Annotated in this window: 15 protein-coding genes; 10 read left to right on the top strand and 5 right to left on the bottom strand. The window is 72.7% G+C overall.

Going from position 1 to position 15,411, the window contains the following annotated elements; genetic code table 11:
* Positions 1–175: 175 nt before the first annotated feature.
* The 7 genes from WBK50_RS15525 (at position 176) to WBK50_RS15495 (ending at position 6,385) form a co-directional block, all read left to right on the top strand.
* Entirely contained in the window at positions 176–661 is a 486-nt protein-coding gene (locus tag WBK50_RS15525; RefSeq protein WP_341336304.1) for a hypothetical protein, read from the top strand.
* A gap of 405 nt (positions 662–1,066) precedes the next feature.
* Entirely contained in the window at positions 1,067–1,498 is a 432-nt protein-coding gene (locus WBK50_RS15520; RefSeq protein ID WP_341336302.1) for a hypothetical protein, read from the top strand.
* An 86-nt stretch (positions 1,499–1,584) separates the two neighbouring features.
* Positions 1,585–2,283 (top strand): DUF308 domain-containing protein, encoded by a 699-nt coding sequence (locus tag WBK50_RS15515; RefSeq protein WP_341336301.1) that lies wholly within the window; start codon positions 1,585–1,587, stop codon positions 2,281–2,283.
* A gap of 438 nt (positions 2,284–2,721) precedes the next feature.
* Complete coding sequence (locus WBK50_RS15510) at positions 2,722–3,690, top strand: AI-2E family transporter (RefSeq protein ID WP_341336300.1); 969 nt, start codon at positions 2,722–2,724, stop codon at positions 3,688–3,690.
* A 284-nt stretch (positions 3,691–3,974) separates the two neighbouring features.
* A complete protein-coding gene (locus tag WBK50_RS15505) occupies positions 3,975–4,631 on the top strand; it encodes a DUF308 domain-containing protein (RefSeq protein ID WP_341336299.1) in 657 nt (218 codons plus the stop codon).
* A 747-nt stretch (positions 4,632–5,378) separates the two neighbouring features.
* The gene (locus WBK50_RS15500; protein WP_341336298.1) at positions 5,379–5,525 is read left to right on the top strand and encodes a hypothetical protein; all 147 of its coding nucleotides are present in this window, start codon (positions 5,379–5,381) and stop codon (positions 5,523–5,525) included.
* A 110-nt stretch (positions 5,526–5,635) separates the two neighbouring features.
* Positions 5,636–6,385, top strand: coding sequence for a sulfite exporter TauE/SafE family protein (locus WBK50_RS15495; RefSeq protein WP_341336297.1), 750 nt, complete (start codon positions 5,636–5,638; stop codon positions 6,383–6,385).
* A 25-nt stretch (positions 6,386–6,410) separates the two neighbouring features.
* Here the strand turns inward: WBK50_RS15495 and WBK50_RS15490 are convergent, their stop codons facing one another.
* The 4 genes from WBK50_RS15490 to WBK50_RS15475 all read right to left on the bottom strand — a co-directional run bounded on the left by WBK50_RS15490 (position 6,411) and on the right by WBK50_RS15475 (position 10,021).
* The gene (locus WBK50_RS15490; RefSeq protein WP_341336296.1) at positions 6,411–7,436 is read right to left on the bottom strand and encodes a serine/threonine-protein kinase; all 1,026 of its coding nucleotides are present in this window, start codon (positions 7,434–7,436) and stop codon (positions 6,411–6,413) included.
* Positions 7,433–8,293, bottom strand: coding sequence for a hypothetical protein (locus WBK50_RS15485; RefSeq protein WP_341336295.1), 861 nt, complete (start codon positions 8,291–8,293; stop codon positions 7,433–7,435). Before WBK50_RS15485 ends, WBK50_RS15490 begins: the two co-directional genes overlap by 4 nt.
* Before the next feature lie 66 nt (positions 8,294–8,359).
* Positions 8,360–9,529: an alpha-hydroxy-acid oxidizing protein gene (locus WBK50_RS15480; protein ID WP_341336294.1), complete on the bottom strand. Its 1,170-nt coding sequence runs from the start codon at positions 9,527–9,529 to the stop codon at positions 8,360–8,362.
* A gap of 9 nt (positions 9,530–9,538) precedes the next feature.
* Entirely contained in the window at positions 9,539–10,021 is a 483-nt protein-coding gene (locus tag WBK50_RS15475; RefSeq protein ID WP_341336293.1) for a MarR family winged helix-turn-helix transcriptional regulator, read from the bottom strand.
* Positions 10,022–10,156: 135 nt separating this feature from the next.
* Here WBK50_RS15475 and asnB point away from each other — a divergent pair, with 135 nt between their 5' ends.
* Genes asnB through WBK50_RS15460 form a run of 3 tightly spaced genes read left to right on the top strand, consistent with a single transcriptional unit; the run spans position 10,157 to position 14,889 of the window.
* A complete protein-coding gene (gene asnB, locus WBK50_RS15470) occupies positions 10,157–12,931 on the top strand; it encodes an asparagine synthase (glutamine-hydrolyzing) (protein ID WP_341336292.1) in 2,775 nt (924 codons plus the stop codon).
* 57 nt (positions 12,932–12,988) lie between these two features.
* Positions 12,989–13,681 carry a FadR/GntR family transcriptional regulator gene (locus WBK50_RS15465; RefSeq protein WP_341336291.1) on the top strand — a complete coding sequence of 231 codons (693 nt, stop codon included), beginning with the start codon at positions 12,989–12,991 and terminating at the stop codon, positions 13,679–13,681.
* Positions 13,678–14,889, top strand: coding sequence for a CynX/NimT family MFS transporter (locus WBK50_RS15460; RefSeq protein ID WP_341336290.1), 1,212 nt, complete (start codon positions 13,678–13,680; stop codon positions 14,887–14,889). Before WBK50_RS15465 ends, WBK50_RS15460 begins: the two co-directional genes overlap by 4 nt.
* Here the strand turns inward: WBK50_RS15460 and WBK50_RS15455 are convergent.
* Positions 14,878–15,402 carry a MarR family winged helix-turn-helix transcriptional regulator gene (locus tag WBK50_RS15455; RefSeq protein ID WP_341336289.1) on the bottom strand — a complete coding sequence of 175 codons (525 nt, stop codon included), beginning with the start codon at positions 15,400–15,402 and terminating at the stop codon, positions 14,878–14,880. The two genes, WBK50_RS15460 and WBK50_RS15455, sit on opposite strands and share 12 nt — an antisense overlap.
* Between the last annotated feature and the right edge of the window lie 9 nt (positions 15,403–15,411).

The following is a 15,411-nucleotide window of genomic DNA, read 5'->3' as shown; positions in this document are numbered from 1 at the left end:
GCAGGTCGGGAACGGCCGGTCGCCGCCCTGGCACCGAGCAACAACCCCATCATCAGCCCGAATCATCAGCCCGACCGCGTGGGAGCACTCGTCGACTCCCGCGGCTCCCCCGTCGTCAGGGGCCTGCACAACCTGGTCACCGGCCTGGCCGCCGCGCCCAACGTGCCGACGACGGTTGGCCGAGAAGGTGGGCGGGTTCGCCCTGGCGGTGAGCGTGCTCGATCAGGCACGGGCCGGGATGGCCGGCGCGTTCCTCGACGACACCACCGCCAGCGCCGCGACCGCGTTGTCCGGGAGGCGGGGCTACCTCGACGGGCGCGCCCTGGCCGAGGTCTTCGCCTGGCTGCGCCCGAACGATCCGATCTGGACCTACTGGGTGGACAACTCCCACAGGGCAGGGACCCGGCACCGTTCGATGTCCTGTTCTGGAACGCCGACACCCCCGCATGACCGCCGCTCTGCACCGCGATCTCCTCGACCTCGCGCTGGCAACGCGCTGGTGCGCCCCGGGGAGGCGAGCACGCTCGGCGAGCCGGTGGACCTGTCGGCGATCACGACCGACGCCTACGTCGTCGCCGGCGTCGCAGACCACATCTCCCCCTGGCGGGCCTCGAATCCTTCGACCCACTGGTCGACGCGCGCGACCCGCACCGCCCGGTGATCCGCTTCGACCCGCGGGCGCCGGCGGTTCGCCCGGCCCGACACGGCCCTGTCGCCTGCCCTGCCTGGCCCGCACCATGCTCGCGCTGCTCGACGTCCCGTTGCCGCCCAGGAGGTCGCGGGCCTCGGCCAGGACGGCGCGGGCCTTGGACGCGCCACCCCGCCGCCCCAGGAGACGCCGAGGACGTCGACACGCTCGTGGTCGAGACCATGCAGACCCTCATCGTGGGGCGCGACACATGGCCGACATGGAGGCCGTCCACACGAATGCTCTCTGCCCAGGCCGAACAGCAGGAAGACGGGGGCAGAAGGCCTCCTTGATCCGGATCCTTCGGCCGTCGGGCGCATCGGCGGAACGTGCTTCGGTGCCCATAAGGACACCGAATAAGGCAGATCAGGAGGAATGATGAACTATTCTGCGCAGCTCGACGCACTGCAGAGGAGCGTCGCCGAGGCGAAGGCGGCGGTGGATACCGCCGGGACCGAGTCCCGCGACCAACTCCGGCAGCGCATCGACCAGGCTCAGGCCCAGGTCGACCTCGGGGTCCAGGACGCCGAGCAGCACGCCGGCACCGCGGGCACCGGCGCAAGCAGCAAATGGGCCCAGATGAAGGCCGACGCCGCCGCCAAAATGGACGACATCAAGGCCAAGATCGACGAAAGGAACGCGCAGCTCGACGCCGATATCGCCGCGGACGATGCGGCGTGGGCGGACGAGGCCGCATCCGCCGCGATCGACTACGCGGGATGGGCCGTCGACAACGCGCGCCTGGCCGTACTCGACGCGATCGACGCCCGCGCCTGCGCCGACGAACGCGCCAAGGCGACCAGCGGCTGAGCCCGCTGTCGCCGGGTTGCAGTGCAGCGGCCCTGGTCTCAGCCGGCCCTGGGCCGCCCGTTCGACACAAGAGAAGGAACAACATCATGTACACAGACACCCAGCAGCTACCAGGTCTCGCCGGGCGCTTGCTCAAGCGCGAGGCGGCCCGGTGGTGGTGGGCGCCCCTCGTGGCCGGGATCATCTGGTTCCTCATCGCCTGGCTGGTGTTGCGCGCGAACGTCACCTCGCTGGCCACGGTCGGCGTCCTCGTCGGTGTGGTCCTCCTCGTCGCCGCGGTCACCGAGGGAGGCCTGGGTACGATCATGATCGGCGGCTGGAAGGTGCTGCACTTCGCGCTCGCCGTGCTGTTCCTGCTCTGCGCGATCTGGTCGTTCATCCGGCCCGTCAACACCTTCTTCGCCCTGGCCTCGATGCTGGGCCTGCTGCTGTTCCTGCAAGGCTTCTCCTACATCGCCCGCAGCCTCGCACTGCGGAACGAGAGCCCCTTCTGGTGGGTCGGGCTGGTCTCCGGAGGGCTCATCGTGCTGCTCGCCCTGTGGGTCTCCACCTCCGACCGGGCGTGGGACCTCGCCGGCCGCGCGGTCTTCATCCTGCTCTGGGTGGGATTCATGGCCATCTTCCGAGGGATCTCCGACCTCATGCTGGCCTTCGAACTGCGCCGACTGGGCAAGGCGCAGCCGGATGAACTCGAGTCGGTAGTCGCCGGCGCGCCGCGACCCATCCCCGCCGAGGAACGCCAGTCACACGCGGAACTGCAGCCGGACTCGCAGCCCCGCTCGTAGATCGGTAGCCGACCTTCCGCGCCGAGCCAGCCCGGGGCATGAAAGGTCGGCTGACCGTTCCCGCCCCGGCACAGCGACAACTGCCGGACCGTTCGATCCGGGCAGGGCCCGCGCATCACCCAATTCAGGCGAGTGTGGCCCCGGTTGCCGGATGAGTTGCGCTGCCCGCCTCGCCCCGGTCACCGGGGTTCTCGCCGCGTCCGCCGCGATGGTCGTCACCGCGGGAGAGCGTCCTTGCGGCAGCCATTCCTGCGCGGTCACAGCGGGCCCATCATGACGGTGTAGCCGGACCTCACAAGCGATGAACGATGGTGACCGATGGCACCGACAGCTGCAGCATTCCGAAGGGCGTCGGTCGCCGGCCGGCGGACGAGGCAGTCGGGCCGAGGAGGGGATGACCGATCGCCTTTCCGGGTCGGCGCGCTGGGCGCGGCCGGGGTGGCGCTCACCGCCGGACTGGCCGCGCTGGTCTTCACCGCCCGGAACATGCTGGTTCTGATCGGTCTGGCGTTGTTCCTCGCCGTGGGGCTCGAACCAGCCGTGGCCTCGCTGGTGCGCCGGAGGTTGCCGCGCTGGGCGGCGATCACAGCGGTGTGCGGGGGACTCACCGCCGTCGTCGGCGGCTTCATCGCCGCCGCGATCCCGCCACTGATCGCACAGGTCGAGGCGTTCAGGACCCACGCGCCGGCCTACCTGACGACGTTGACCGCCCACAACTCGATCATCGGCAACCTGAATGACCGCTTCCACCTACGGCAGAGCCTGGAACAGGCCGTCACGAGCAGCAGCGCGGTGAACGGGGTCTTCGGCGCCGGCCTCGTCGTGGTCAACGCCGTGGCCTCGACCGGCATCGTGCTGGTGCTCACGGTGTACTTCCTCGGTTCGCTGCCTGGGCTGCGGACCGGCTTCTACCGGCTGATCCCGAGATCCCGACGGCCGCGCGCCATCCGGCTCGGGGACGAGATCGCCACCAGGGTCAGCGGCTACGTGCTGGGCAACCTCGCCACCTCGCTGATCACGGCGATCTTCGTCTACGCCTGGTTGCTGATCCTCAAGGTGCCCTACCCGCTACTGCTGGCCGTCATGGTCGGGCTGCTGGACCTGATCCCCACCATCGGCTCCACCCTCGGCGGGATCATCGTCTGCCTGGCGGCGCTGACCGTGTCACTGCCCGTCGCCCTGGGCACGGCCGTGTTCTTCGTCGTCTACCGACTCCTGGAGGACTACCTCCTCTGGCCCAGGATCATGAGCCGAGCCGTGCAAGTGTCGCCCCTGGCAACCATCGTGGCCGTGCTGCTCGGCGGCACCCTGCTCGGCGTCATCGGCGCCCTGGTCGCCATCCCTATCGCCGCCGCCGTACAGCTCATCGTGCGCGAAGTCGCCCTCCCGCGACTCGACCAACGCTGACACCACCTCTGGCGTCCCTCTCCTTCTCCGAAGCGGTACCGGGCTCGGGCGGAGGCTGCGTCTCTTGGACGCATGGGTAGTGCCGACCTTCGGCGGTGGTCGGCGGGACCAAAGACCCGTCCTCATCCGCGCAGCCGGGCCGGAGGATGGCACGCGCGCTTCCCCCGACGGGAGACCAAGCGGTCACCAGGTCTCGCCGAGACCGGGGCGAGCCCGTTCCGATGCCGACAAGGAGGGACACAATGCAGACCGACATGCCGGGACCACGGGGTCCCGCTCAGCGCTTGCTCCAACGTGAGGCGGCCCGGTGGTGGTGGGCGCCCCTCGTGGCCGGGATCATCTGGTTCCTCATCGCCTGGCTGGTGTTGCGCGCGAACGTCACCTCGCTGGCCACGGTCGGCGTCCTCGTCGGTGTGGTCCTCCTCGTCGCCGCGGTCACCGAGGGAGGCCTGGGTACGATCATGATCGGCGGCTGGAAGGTGCTGCACTTCGCGCTCGCCGTGCTGTTCCTGCTCTGCGCGATCTGGTCGTTCATCCGGCCCGTCAACACCTTCTTCGCCCTGGCCTCGATGCTGGGCCTGCTGCTGTTCCTGCAAGGCTTCTCCTACATCGCCCGCAGCCTCGCACTGCGGAACGAGAGCCCCTTCTGGTGGGTCGGGCTGGTCTCCGGAGGGCTCATCGTGCTGCTCGCCCTGTGGGTCTCCACCTCCGACCGGGCGTGGGACCTCGCCGGCCGCGCGGTCTTCATCCTGCTCTGGGTGGGATTCATGGCCATCTTCCGAGGGATCTCCGACCTCATGCTGGCCTTCGAGCTCCGCCGCCTGGGGACGGAAGCCGCGGACGAACGGGAATCGGCAGCCGTCAGCGCGCCACCGCCCATCCCCGCCCAGGAACGTCGTTCACCGGCGCAGGCAGAGCCTGGCATGCAGCCCCGCCCGTAGCGGAGATGCGGCTTCCATGCAGGGCCTGCCGAACACGTCGGCGGCCCGACGGTCCGACCGCTCAGGCCCTCGCAGACGCGCAACTCGCGCGCGGCGCTGTCGTGGCACAACAAACCGGCGACGAGCACGAGGAGGAGCAGACTCTCGACGGCGGGGCAGGCGGAGAGAGCACGAACACGGACGGCTCCACTCCACCGCCGCCGCCCGGCCCGGCCAACCGGCGCTACTTCGGCGTCTACCCGGTCGATCCCGAGCGCTTCGGCCGGGATCTGACCCGGCTCAGTCAGGAGATCCCGCACCACTCAGCTCCGTCTACGGGGCCACGGTGCGCATCAGGCTGACCGCATCCTCCGTGGCCGGCGGTCCCGGCCGCGTGCTGGCCTCTGGTTGTGGCGGCTTTTCGATGTCATCGAAAGATCGACGTTTCGAGGGCGTCAATGAATCATTGACACCTGAGGGAGGTGGTGACCCCCCGCGTACACGGCTACCGGGTGGGCAACGACCTGCTCTCCCGGGGCGCCGGCAAGTGGGCCAACGTCAAGTGGGCCAACGTCAAGTGGGGCTCGATCTACCACGCCCTGCGGGCCGGGGTGAAGGCCGGACAGCTGCTCGACCACGACGACGTCCCCTGCCGCACGGACTACGAGCTCACCGAGCGCGGCCGAGTTCCGGCGGCTGCTGCGGGAGCGCCTGGCGACGTGCGAGGCGGTGCGGGACAAGGCGACCGCGCGACGGGTGGGCGGAGCCATGCCGTCGACACCCACTCCCCCGCGCCGGCTCGAGCCGATCAACCGCCGGTACCTGATGGGCGGGTTCCTCGTCGGCGACGGCACGCCCGCCGAGTTCGCCCAGCTCGCTGGCACATGCGCGGTGTTCCGGGTCGAGCCCGCCTGAGGGCGCCGCCCACCATCCGGCCCCTGAGAGACCCACCACGGTCGCGGCTTCCGGGCCGCGACGATCCTTAGGATCGGTCAAGCAGTTCCGCGACCGCTCCGGAGGCCCGCATGACCACCGGCACGTTCCTGCTGCTCGTGGTCGCCGGCCTCGCCGCCGGGCTCTCCGGGTCCGTCGCCGGGCTCGCGTCGTTGTTCTCCTACCCGGCGCTGCTCGCGATCGGCCTGCCCGCGACGACGGCGAACGTCACGAACACCGTCGCCCTCCTGGCGAACAGCGTCGGATCCGTCGCGGGGTCCCGCCCGGAGCTCGCCGGACTGGGACACCACGTGAAGCGGCTGCTGCCGTTGAGCCTGGTCGGCGGGGCGGCCGGGGCCGGGCTACTACTGATCACCCCCGCCGGCGGGTTCGAGCGGATCGTGCCGTTCCTCGTCGCCGGGGCCTCGGTGGTGCTGCTGCTCCAGCCGCGGATCCGGACGGCCGCCGCGGAGACGGCCGGTCGGACGTCGCCGCTGGTCCTGGCCGGGATGGTCGGCGTCGCCGTCTACGGCGGCTACTTCGGCGCGGCGGCCGGGGTCCTGCAGCTGGCGTTGCTGCTCGTCGCGCTGCCGGTGTCGTTGTTGCAGGCCAACGGGCTGAAGAACGTGCTGTCCGGGGCGGCCAACGCGGTCGCGGCGGTCGGGTTCGCGCTGTTCGGGCCGGTCGCCTGGTCCGCGGCGCTGCCCCTGGCGCTGGGGCTGCTGGTGGGAGGCCGGCTCGGGCCGGTGTTCGCCCGGCGGCTGCCGACCGGGGTGCTGCGGGTCGGCATCGCGCTCGCGGGGGTCGGGCTCGCGGTCAAGCTGGGCCTCGACGCGTTCTGACCGCGGTCCGGAGCCGGCCGCCGGCTCAGCGTCGCACGAGGTCCGGGGACACCGGCCCGTCGACCGGGACGCCGGCGCGGCGCAGCCAGTCGTCCAGGGTCCGATGGGTGGACATCAGGTCCGGCCGCTTCGTCGGGAGCATCCGCAGGGCGGCCTTGAGCAGGCTCAAGTGCGCGGTCCTGCGCGGCAGGTGGGTGAGCTTCGCGCCGCTCGCCGCGGCCCGCAGCCCGGACACCGCGTCCGCGTGCCCGCCCCGCGGCGGATACCCGGTGAGCGCGTAGGAGACCGTCGCCGCGAGCTGCCAGGCGTCGGACTCGGGGCTCGCCTTCTTCCCCGCCGCGACCTCGGGCGCCAGATAGTCCGGCGTGCCGAGGACGAAGCCGGTCATGGTCATCGTGGCGTCCCCGGTCCGCCGCGCGATCCCGAAGTCGATCAGGTGCGGGCGTCCCGCCCGGTCGACGATGATGTTGCTGGGCTTGATGTCCCGGTGCAGCACACCCTTCTGGTGCGCGGCGGCGAGGGCGCCGGCGACCCCGGACCAGACCCGGGCGGCCGCGACGTCGTCCAGCACGCCCTGCTCCCGGACCAGCTGGCCGAGCGACACGCCATCGACGTGCTCCATGACGATGACCAGGCCGTCGAGCTGGGCGAGCCCGGGATCGCTGCGGGCCTGGACGAGATCGTGGATCCGGACGCAGTTGGGGTGGCGGACCGCGGCGAGCGCGGCGGCCTCCCGTCGGATGCGCTCCTCGGTCTCCGCGTCCGGGGCGTGGGCGGCCTTGATCGCGACGGTGTGTCCGAGCCTGGCGTCGTGGGCCAGCCAGACCCGGCCGAACCCGCCCTCGCCGATCCGCCGGATCAGCCGGAACCGGGCCGGGCCGCCGTGGACGGGGCCCGGGCTCGCCGGGAACGGGATCCCGGCGGGCCCGGCCGGGCCGGCGGGCGGGATGACGTTCGTCCGGGAGGGCACCGGGCCCCGGGCCGGTGCCTGCGGGACCACCCCGGGGTGCGCGGCGAGGTGCACCGGACCCGAGGCGGGCCCGCCGTTCACGGCGCCGGTCTCGGGCCGCTGCCCCCGACGACCGGGGGCTCGGCCCGGCGCTCGGCGAACCGCTGGGCCAGCCGGTCCTTCAGCGGCGTCGGTGAGTTCGTCTCCTGGAACCCCGCGTAGGGCTGCGCGGCGGACCGGGCCGACGGCGGCGGCGGGGTCGGGCGGTGGCGATCGGGGCGTGCCGGGGCCAGCGAGCGGCGCACCGCGTCCTTGGACGGCACCGGGATCAACGCGGCGACGACCATGCCCGCGAACGCGCCGACCAGCATCCCGAACCAGAGGTGCTCCGCCGTCCCGGCCGGGACGCCGACGGTGGCGACGGCGAGCCCCAGGACCGGCAGCCAGAAGAACTTCGACGGCCAGGACGGCCCGCGGCGCAGCACCAGCCGCGCCTGCCCGGCGACGAACAGCGCGGTCACCAGCGGCACCAGGCCGAGCAGGAGCGCGGCGACGCCGAAGCGCACCGGGTCTCCCGGGCCGAACGCCTCGATCACCGAGCCGCGTCCCAGGTAGGTGCTCTGGGTGCCGACGAAGCAGGTCTCGACCTGCACCGATCGCAGCCGGATCCCGGGGGTGGCGGTCCCGGCGGCGGCGTTGGCGAAGATCTGCCCGGTGATGACGAAGACGGCGAGCGGGACCAGCCCGGCGGACGCCAGGCCCAGCCCGCCGAGGGCGAGCCCGCTGCCCCCGCCGTAGCGCGATCCGACGCGCATCCGGACGAGCGCGACCAGGGCGAGCCCGGCCGTCGGCACCAGGCCGAGGAGGGCGCCGAGGGCGGAGACCGCCCAGGCCCAGCCGCCCGGGCAGACCTCGGGGGCGACCGACGCGTGCAGGATCGACAGCAACTGGGCAACCAACGACTCCACCTGTGCCCCCTCGATCCGAATGCTCCCCATCATGTCAGAGGAGAGCGGTCCGACAGGTCAGGCCGAACGGAGGACGTCCTTCGCCCCCCGCAGCGACGCCAGGTCGCCGAAACCGCTCAGGGCGAGGGTGAGGTCCAGCTCCGCGAGCACGCTCCGCAGGACGTGCCGGACGCCGTCCTCGCCGCCGAGCGCCAGCCCGTAGGCGTACGGGCGGCCCAGGAGCACGGCGTCCGCCCCGAGGGCGAGGGCGACGGCGACGTCGGCCCCCGAGCGGATCCCGGAGTCGAAGAGCACCGCGGCGCGGCCGTCGAGCGCGTGCACGATCTGCGGCAGCATCTCCAGCGACCCCACGGCCCGGTCCACCTGCCGGCCGCCGTGGTTGGACACCACGACGCCGTCCATCCCCGCGTCGACGGCCTGAAGCGCGTCGTCGACGTGCTGGATGCCCTTGAGCACGATCGGCCCGTCCCAGTGCTCACGGAGCAGGTCGAGGCGGTCCCAGCGCAGCGCCGTGCCGGTGAACATCGGGACCCAGCGGCCGACGGCGGCCATCAGGTCGTCCTCGGGCGCCTTCGCCAGACCCGCGCGGAACGCCGGGTCGGAGAACGGGATCGCGGTGCCGACCCCGCGGATGAACGGCAGGTAGGCCTGGTCCAGGTCGGCCGGGCGCCAGCCCAGGGTCCAGGTGTCCAGGGTGACGACGAGCGTCGAGTACCCGGCGGCCCGGGCCCGCTGGAGGATGCTGACCGTGACGTCGTCCTCGGTGGGCCAGTAGAGCTGGAACCAGCGCGGACCCTCCCCCGCGGCGGCCGCGACGTCCTCGATCGTGTGCGACGACGCCGTCGACAGGATCGACGGGACGCCCAGCGACGCGGCGGCGCGCGCGACGGCGGGCTCGGCGCCCTCGTGCAGGATCGACATCACGCCGACGGGGGCGAGCAGGAGCGGCGCGGGCATCGCGGTGCCGAGCACGGTCGTCGACCAGTCCCTGGCGGTCACGTCCCGCAGCATCCGCGGCACCAGCCCGACCCGGTCGAACGCCGCGCGGTTGGCCCGCATCGTGGCCCCGCTGCCCGCGCCGCCGGCGAGGTAGCCGAACGCGCCGTCGTCGAGGACCTCGCGGGCCGCCTCCTCGAGCGCCGCGGGGTCCGTGGGCAGGGCGGGCGTCTCGCCGCCGAGGCCGCGCAGATAGATCTCGGCGGCGAAGGAGGACAGCGGTGTCGTCATGGGACGAACCTAGCGCTCGCGGTAGGCGTCCAGATCGTGGTTGAACCGGCCCAGCAGCGTGCTCAGCGCCTCGCGCTCGGACTCCGGCCAGGAGGCCAGGACGTTCTGCAGCGGCCTCAGCCGGGCGCTCCGCACGAGCTCCCGCTCCGCCTCGCCCTCGGCGGTCAGCGCGATGATCATCGACCGGGAGTCCCGGTCGTCCGGGCGCACCTTGACCAGGCCCGCGGTGGACAGCCGGGAGACCTGGCGGCTGGCGGTCGGCTTGCTGACCCCGAGCCGGCCGGTGAGCACGGTCAGGGACTGCTCGCCGTGCTCGTCCAGCACCGCGAGTACCGGGTACGTGTAGCGGTCGACCGCCTCGTGCGCCCCGTAGCCCCCGGACCACACGCGTTCCATCGTGCGCCGGATGAGGACGGTGATCTCGTTCTCCAGCCGGGTGAGGGACTCGCTGGGGCGGGTCTGGGCAGCGGCCTCGGCGGTGAGTGACGTCACGGCGCCGGAAGACGCTTGATCAGGACGTTCGGGCATGAATCGATCCTAGCGCGGTTGCGTAATGCAACGTTTCGTCGTGCACTCATGTTACGTCGGCGTTACAGCGCCGGCACCGACGGTAGCGAGGAGGTCTGTATGTGTGGCATCTGCGGATGGGTCGGCTTCGACCGGGACCTGGGTGACGACGCGTCGCGACGCACGCTCGCCGGGATGACCCGGACCATGGAGTGCCGAGGTCCGGACGCCGAGGGGACCTGGGTCGACACCCACGCGGCGCTCGGGCACCGCAGGCTGGCCGTGATCGACCTGCCGGGCGGGAGCCAGCCGATGGAGCTGCCGGACGAGGCCGGGCAGCGCGCCCCGGTGATCGTCTACAGCGGCGAGACCTACAACTTCCGCGAGCTTCGCCGCCAGCTCGCCGGCCGCGGCCACCGCTTCCGCACGGACAGCGACACCGAGGTGGTGCTGCACGCGCACCGGGAATGGGGCCGGGACGACCCGCGCAAGGCCGTGCAGCGGCTGAACGGGATGTTCGCCTACGCGATCTGGGACCCCGGCACCGAGGAGCTCGTCCTGGTCCGGGACCGCCTCGGGGTCAAGCCGCTCTACTACCACCCCACCCCGGACGGCGTGCTGTTCGGCTCCGAGCCCAAGGCGATCCTGGCGAACCCGCTGACGGAGCGCCGCGTCGACCTCGACGGGCTGCGCCGCGCCCTGAGCTGGGTGCACGACCCGTCGAACGCCGTGTTCGCCGGCCTCCGTGAGGTGCCGCCCGGCGCGGTCGTCCGCGTGTCCCGCCGCGGCGTGCAGGAGGAGCGGTACTGGCAGCTGGAGGACACCGGGCACACCGACGACGTCCCGACGACCGTCCGCAACGTCCGGGAGATCCTGGAGGACACCGCCAAGCGCCAGCTGATCGCGGACGTCCCGCTCTGCACGCTGCTCTCCGGCGGCCTCGACTCGTCCGCGCTGACCGCGCTGGCGCAGAAGCACGTGGACGGCACCGTCCGCTCGTTCTCCGTCGACTTCACCGGCTACGAGGACAACTTCACCGCCGACGACGTCCGCGGCACCCCGGACGCCCCGTACGTCCGCGAGGTCGCACAGTTCGTGGGGACGGACCACACGGACATCAGGCTCTCCACCGAGCAGCTGATGGACCCGGAGGTCCGGGCCGCCGCGCTGCACGCCCGGGACATCCCCGCCGGTATCGGGGACATGGACACGTCGTTGTACCTGCTGTTCAAGGCGGTCCGGGAGCGGTCGACGGTGGCGCTCTCGGGTGAGTCCGCGGACGAGGTCTTCGGCGGCTACCGGGACTTCCACGACGCGGACACGGTCGCCGCGGACACCTTCCCCTGGCTCGCGGGCCGGATGATGGCGCACGACCCGGCGAATCCCGGGCTGTTCGACAACGGGCTGTACCGGAGCCTCGACCTGCCCGGCTACCTCGACGCGCAGTACCGCAAGGCGCTCGCCGAGGTGCCGGAGCTGACCGGGCCGGCCGCCGCCGATCCGCACGAGCGCCGGATGCGGGAGATCTGCTACCTCTACCTCACCCGGTTCCTGCCGAACCTGCTCGACCGCAAGGACCGGATGAGTATGGCCGTCGGGCTCGAGGTGCGCGTGCCGTTCTGCGACCACCGGCTCGTCGAGTACGTGTTCGGGACGCCGTGGGCGCACAAGACGTTCGACGGCCGGGAGAAGAGCCTGCTCCGCGCCGCCACCGCGGACCTGCTGCCGGAGTCCGTGGTGAAGCGGGTGAAGAGCCCGTACCCGTCGACGCAGGACGACACCTACGAGAAGGAGCTGCGTGAGCGGGCCGCCCAGCTGCTGCGGCGGGACGACTCGCCGGTCGCGCCGCTGATCGACCGGGACGCCGTCCGGCAGCGGATCGACGCCCCGCTCGACGGGAAGCTCGTCGATGGGCACCCGGATCCAGCTGGAGCGGGTCCTGGATCTCGACACCTGGCTCCGGGACTACTCCGTGTCCCTCGACCTGCGCTGACACGCCCGTGCGCGGAAATCGTCGCCCGGGCGACGACTTCCGCGCACGAGCGGCGGAGCCGCACCTCCGGGAACAGCCGACCGGCGGCAAGGGTTGGGCGTGACATGGGACTCACCATCAGCGACGGCCCGCTGTCCCCGCGGCCGCCCGCCACGGTCAACTACGAGATCACCGGCCCCGCGCACAAGCTGCTGATGCAGCCGTTCCCGCGCCGGATCCGCGCCGAGTTCGCCGGGCGCACCATCCTCGACACCCGGGACGCCGTGCTGGTGCACGAGAGCGCGCTGGTCCCGGTCCTCTACGTCCCCTTCGACGACCTCGACGACGGCGTCCTGGTCCCGACCGACCACAGCACGCACTGCCCGTTCAAGGGCGACGCCGCCTACCACTCACTGACGGTCGGCGACCGGACCGCGGAGAACGCCGTGTGGTCCTACCCGGAGCCCAAGCCGGAGGCGCCCTGGCTGAAGGGCTACGCCGCGCTCTACTGGGACGCCGTCGACGCCTGGTACGACGAGGACGAGCAGGTCTTCCGGCACGTGACGGACCCGTACCACCGGGTCGACGTCCGGCAGTCGAGCCGCACGGTCCAGGTCCGCCTCGGGGACACGGTGCTCGCCGAGTCCGCCTCCCCGATGCTGCTCTCCGAGACCGGCCTGCAGAACCGCTGGTACCTGGCCCCCGACGACGTCAGGGTGCCGCTCACCCTCACGGACACCCGCTCGGTCTGCCCGTACAAGGGCGAGGCGCACTACTGGGCCGCGACGCTGCCGGACGGCACCGAGGTCCCGGACGTCGCCTGGAGCTACCCCGAGGCGCTGCCCGAGTCGTCGCGGGTGCAGGGCCTGCTCAGCTTCTGGGGCGACGACGTCACGGTCCTGGTCGACGGGGAACCCGCCTGATCCGACCCCTCCACGAAACATGGGATGTTAGGTTGTCTCCTGTTTCGAGGAGGTTACGTGACGTCTGGCCTGTCCGCGGTACGCCCGGGACGCGTGTGCGACGCGGTGATCGCGCAGCTCGAGGAGCGCATCGCGACGGGTGAATGGCCCGTCGGGACGCGGATCCCGCCGGAGCCGGAGCTGGTCGCCGCGCTCGGGGTGGGCCGCAACACCGTCCGCGAGGCCGTGCGTGCCCTCGAGCACGCCGGCCTCCTGGAGCCCCGCCGCGGCGACGGCACCTACGTCCGCGCCACGAGTGATCTCGGCGCCGCCCTGCTGCGCCGGGCCCGCCGCTCCACGGCCCTGGACGTGCTGGCCGTGCGCGCGAGCCTGGAGCGGGACGCCGGCGCCACCGCCGCGGCGGTCCGGACGGAGGCCGACGTCGTCGCGATCACCGCGGCCGTCGCGGCCCGCCGGACGGCGCTCGAGCGCGGGGACCGGGAGGCGTTCGTCACCGCGGACCTGGCGTTCCACCAGGCCGTCGTCGCCGCCACGGGCAACGCCGTACTCGTCGACCTCTACGCGGGGCTCACCGAGGCCCTCCGCCGAACGGTCAGCACGGTCGACGAGCTGGACGACGATCCCGGATCCTTCCCCGGCCACGAGGCCCTCGCCGCCGCGATCGAGGCCGGGGACCCCGCGGCCGCCCGCGCCGCCGTCGACACCTACCTCACCGCGGCGCGCACGCTGGTCGAGCGGGCCCCCCGATGACCGCCACGGTCGTCCCGGAGACCACCACCCGGCGCGCGTCCCCGGCGTGGTGGATCGGGGTCTCGATCGTCCTGGTCGCGGTCAACCTGCGGCCGGCCGTCGTCGCGATGTCCCCGCTGCTGGAGGAGATCCGGGCCGTCGAGCGCCTGTCCGGGACCGCCGCGGGCGTGCTCACCGCGCTCCCGGTCCTCTGTTTCGGGTTGCTGGCTCCCGTCGCGCCCCGGCTCGCCGCCCGGTTCGGGATCGAGCGGACCCTGTTCGGTGCCCTGGTGGTGCTGTGCCTGGGCGTCGCGCTCCGGATCGTCGACGCCACGGCGGCCCTCTTCGCCGGGACGGTCCTGGTCGGCGGCGCGATCGCGGTCGGGAACGTGCTGCTACCCGGGCTGATCAAGCGGGACTTCGCGCACCGGACGGGGCTGATGACCGGCCTCTACACGATGGCGATCACCGCGGGCGGCGGGCTCGCGGCCGGGCTGACGGTGCCGGTCGCCCGGGCGGCCGGGCTCGGCTGGCACGGCGCGCTGGGCGCCTGGGGGCTGTTCGCGCTGGTCGCGCTGCTGGTGTGGTCCCCGCAGGCGTGGGGCGCGCAGCACCGGCCGCGCCAGGAGAGCGGCTCGCCCGGCGGCCTCTGGCGCAGCGCCCTGGCGTGGCAGGTCACGGCGTTCATGGGCCTGCAGTCGCTCTGCTTCTACGCCACGGCCGCCTGGCTGCCGGCCGTGTTCGTCTCCCGGGGGGCGGATGCGGCGGCGGCGGGCTGGCTGTTGTCGCTGGGCAACGGGGTCGGGATCGCCGGCTCGCTGGTGGCACCGGTCGTCGCGGCCCGGCTGCGGGCGCAGAGCGCCGTGGCCGTCGCCGCGACCGGCCTCACCGCGCTCGGGCTGCTGGGCATCCTGCTGCTGCCGGGCGCGGAGATCTTCTCGATGGCGGTCTTCGGGATCGGGCAGGGTGCCACCCTCGGCCTCGCGCTCACCCTGATGGTCCTGCGTGCCCCGGACGGCGCCCACGCCTCCCAGCTCTCGGGCATGGCCCAGAGCATGGGCTACCTGCTGGCCGCCTCCGGGCCGTTCATGCTGGGCGCGCTGCACGACCTGACCGACAGCTGGACGGTCCCGCTGGTGGTGCTCCTCGCCCTTCTCGCACCGCAGGCGCTCTCCGGCGCGCTGGCGGGGCGGGCGCGGTTCGTGGCCCGTCGGCCCTCAGGTCGCTGAGAGCTCGTCCACGAGCAGGGCCTCGATCGCCGGGAGGGCCGCCCGCAACGCCTCCCGCTGTGCCTCGTCGAGGCGGGCGAGCCTGCGCGCGACGAGCGCGGTGCGGTGGTTGCGGATCTCCTCCAGCACGGTGCGTCCCTTGTCGGACAACGTGATCAGCACGCCGCGGGCGTCCTGCGGATCCGCCGCCCGCACCACCAGGCCGTTGTCGTCCAGCGCCGCCAGGACCCGGGACATGGTGGGCGCGGTGACGGCCTCGCGTCTGGCCAGGTCCGAGAGCCGCAGCGGGCCGTTCAGGTCGATCGTCGCGAGAGCGGAGAGCTGGAGGGGGGGCACCGACTCGCGACCGTCGATGCGGATCCGCCGGTGCAGCCGGCCGACGGCGAGCCGCAGCCGGGTGGCCTCGTCGGTCAGCCGCTCGTCTGCCGGCACGTCCGGTATGCCTGGTTCTCCCGGATCCGCCCCGGGTCCGCGGGACGGCGTGTCGCGCGGGGTGTCGGTCTCCGCTGTCATCCGCCCATC

It is taken from the genome of Pseudonocardia sp. T1-2H, from assembly GCF_038039215.1.
GTDB lineage: Bacteria > Actinomycetota > Actinomycetes > Mycobacteriales > Pseudonocardiaceae > Pseudonocardia.
This window is presented reverse-complemented; position numbering and strand designations above follow the sequence as displayed.

Bases quoted from the DNA above. Each gene is read 5' to 3' on its own strand.
- WBK50_RS15480 (WP_341336294.1), bottom strand. From the start codon at position 9,529: ATGACGACACCGCTGTCCTCCTTCGCCGCCGAGATCTATCTGCGCGGC.
- asnB (WP_341336292.1), top strand. From the start codon at position 10,157: ATGTGTGGCATCTGCGGATGGGTCGGCTTCGACCGGGACCTGGGTGAC.
- WBK50_RS15455 (WP_341336289.1), bottom strand. From the start codon at position 15,402: ATGACAGCGGAGACCGACACCCCGCGCGACACGCCGTCCCGCGGACCC.
- WBK50_RS15515 (WP_341336301.1), top strand. From the start codon at position 1,585: ATGTACACAGACACCCAGCAGCTACCAGGTCTCGCCGGGCGCTTGCTC.
- WBK50_RS15460 (WP_341336290.1), top strand. From the start codon at position 13,678: ATGACCGCCACGGTCGTCCCGGAGACCACCACCCGGCGCGCGTCCCCG.
- WBK50_RS15520 (WP_341336302.1), top strand. From the start codon at position 1,067: ATGAACTATTCTGCGCAGCTCGACGCACTGCAGAGGAGCGTCGCCGAG.
- WBK50_RS15495 (WP_341336297.1), top strand. From the start codon at position 5,636: ATGACCACCGGCACGTTCCTGCTGCTCGTGGTCGCCGGCCTCGCCGCC.
- WBK50_RS15500 (WP_341336298.1), top strand. From the start codon at position 5,379: ATGCCGTCGACACCCACTCCCCCGCGCCGGCTCGAGCCGATCAACCGC.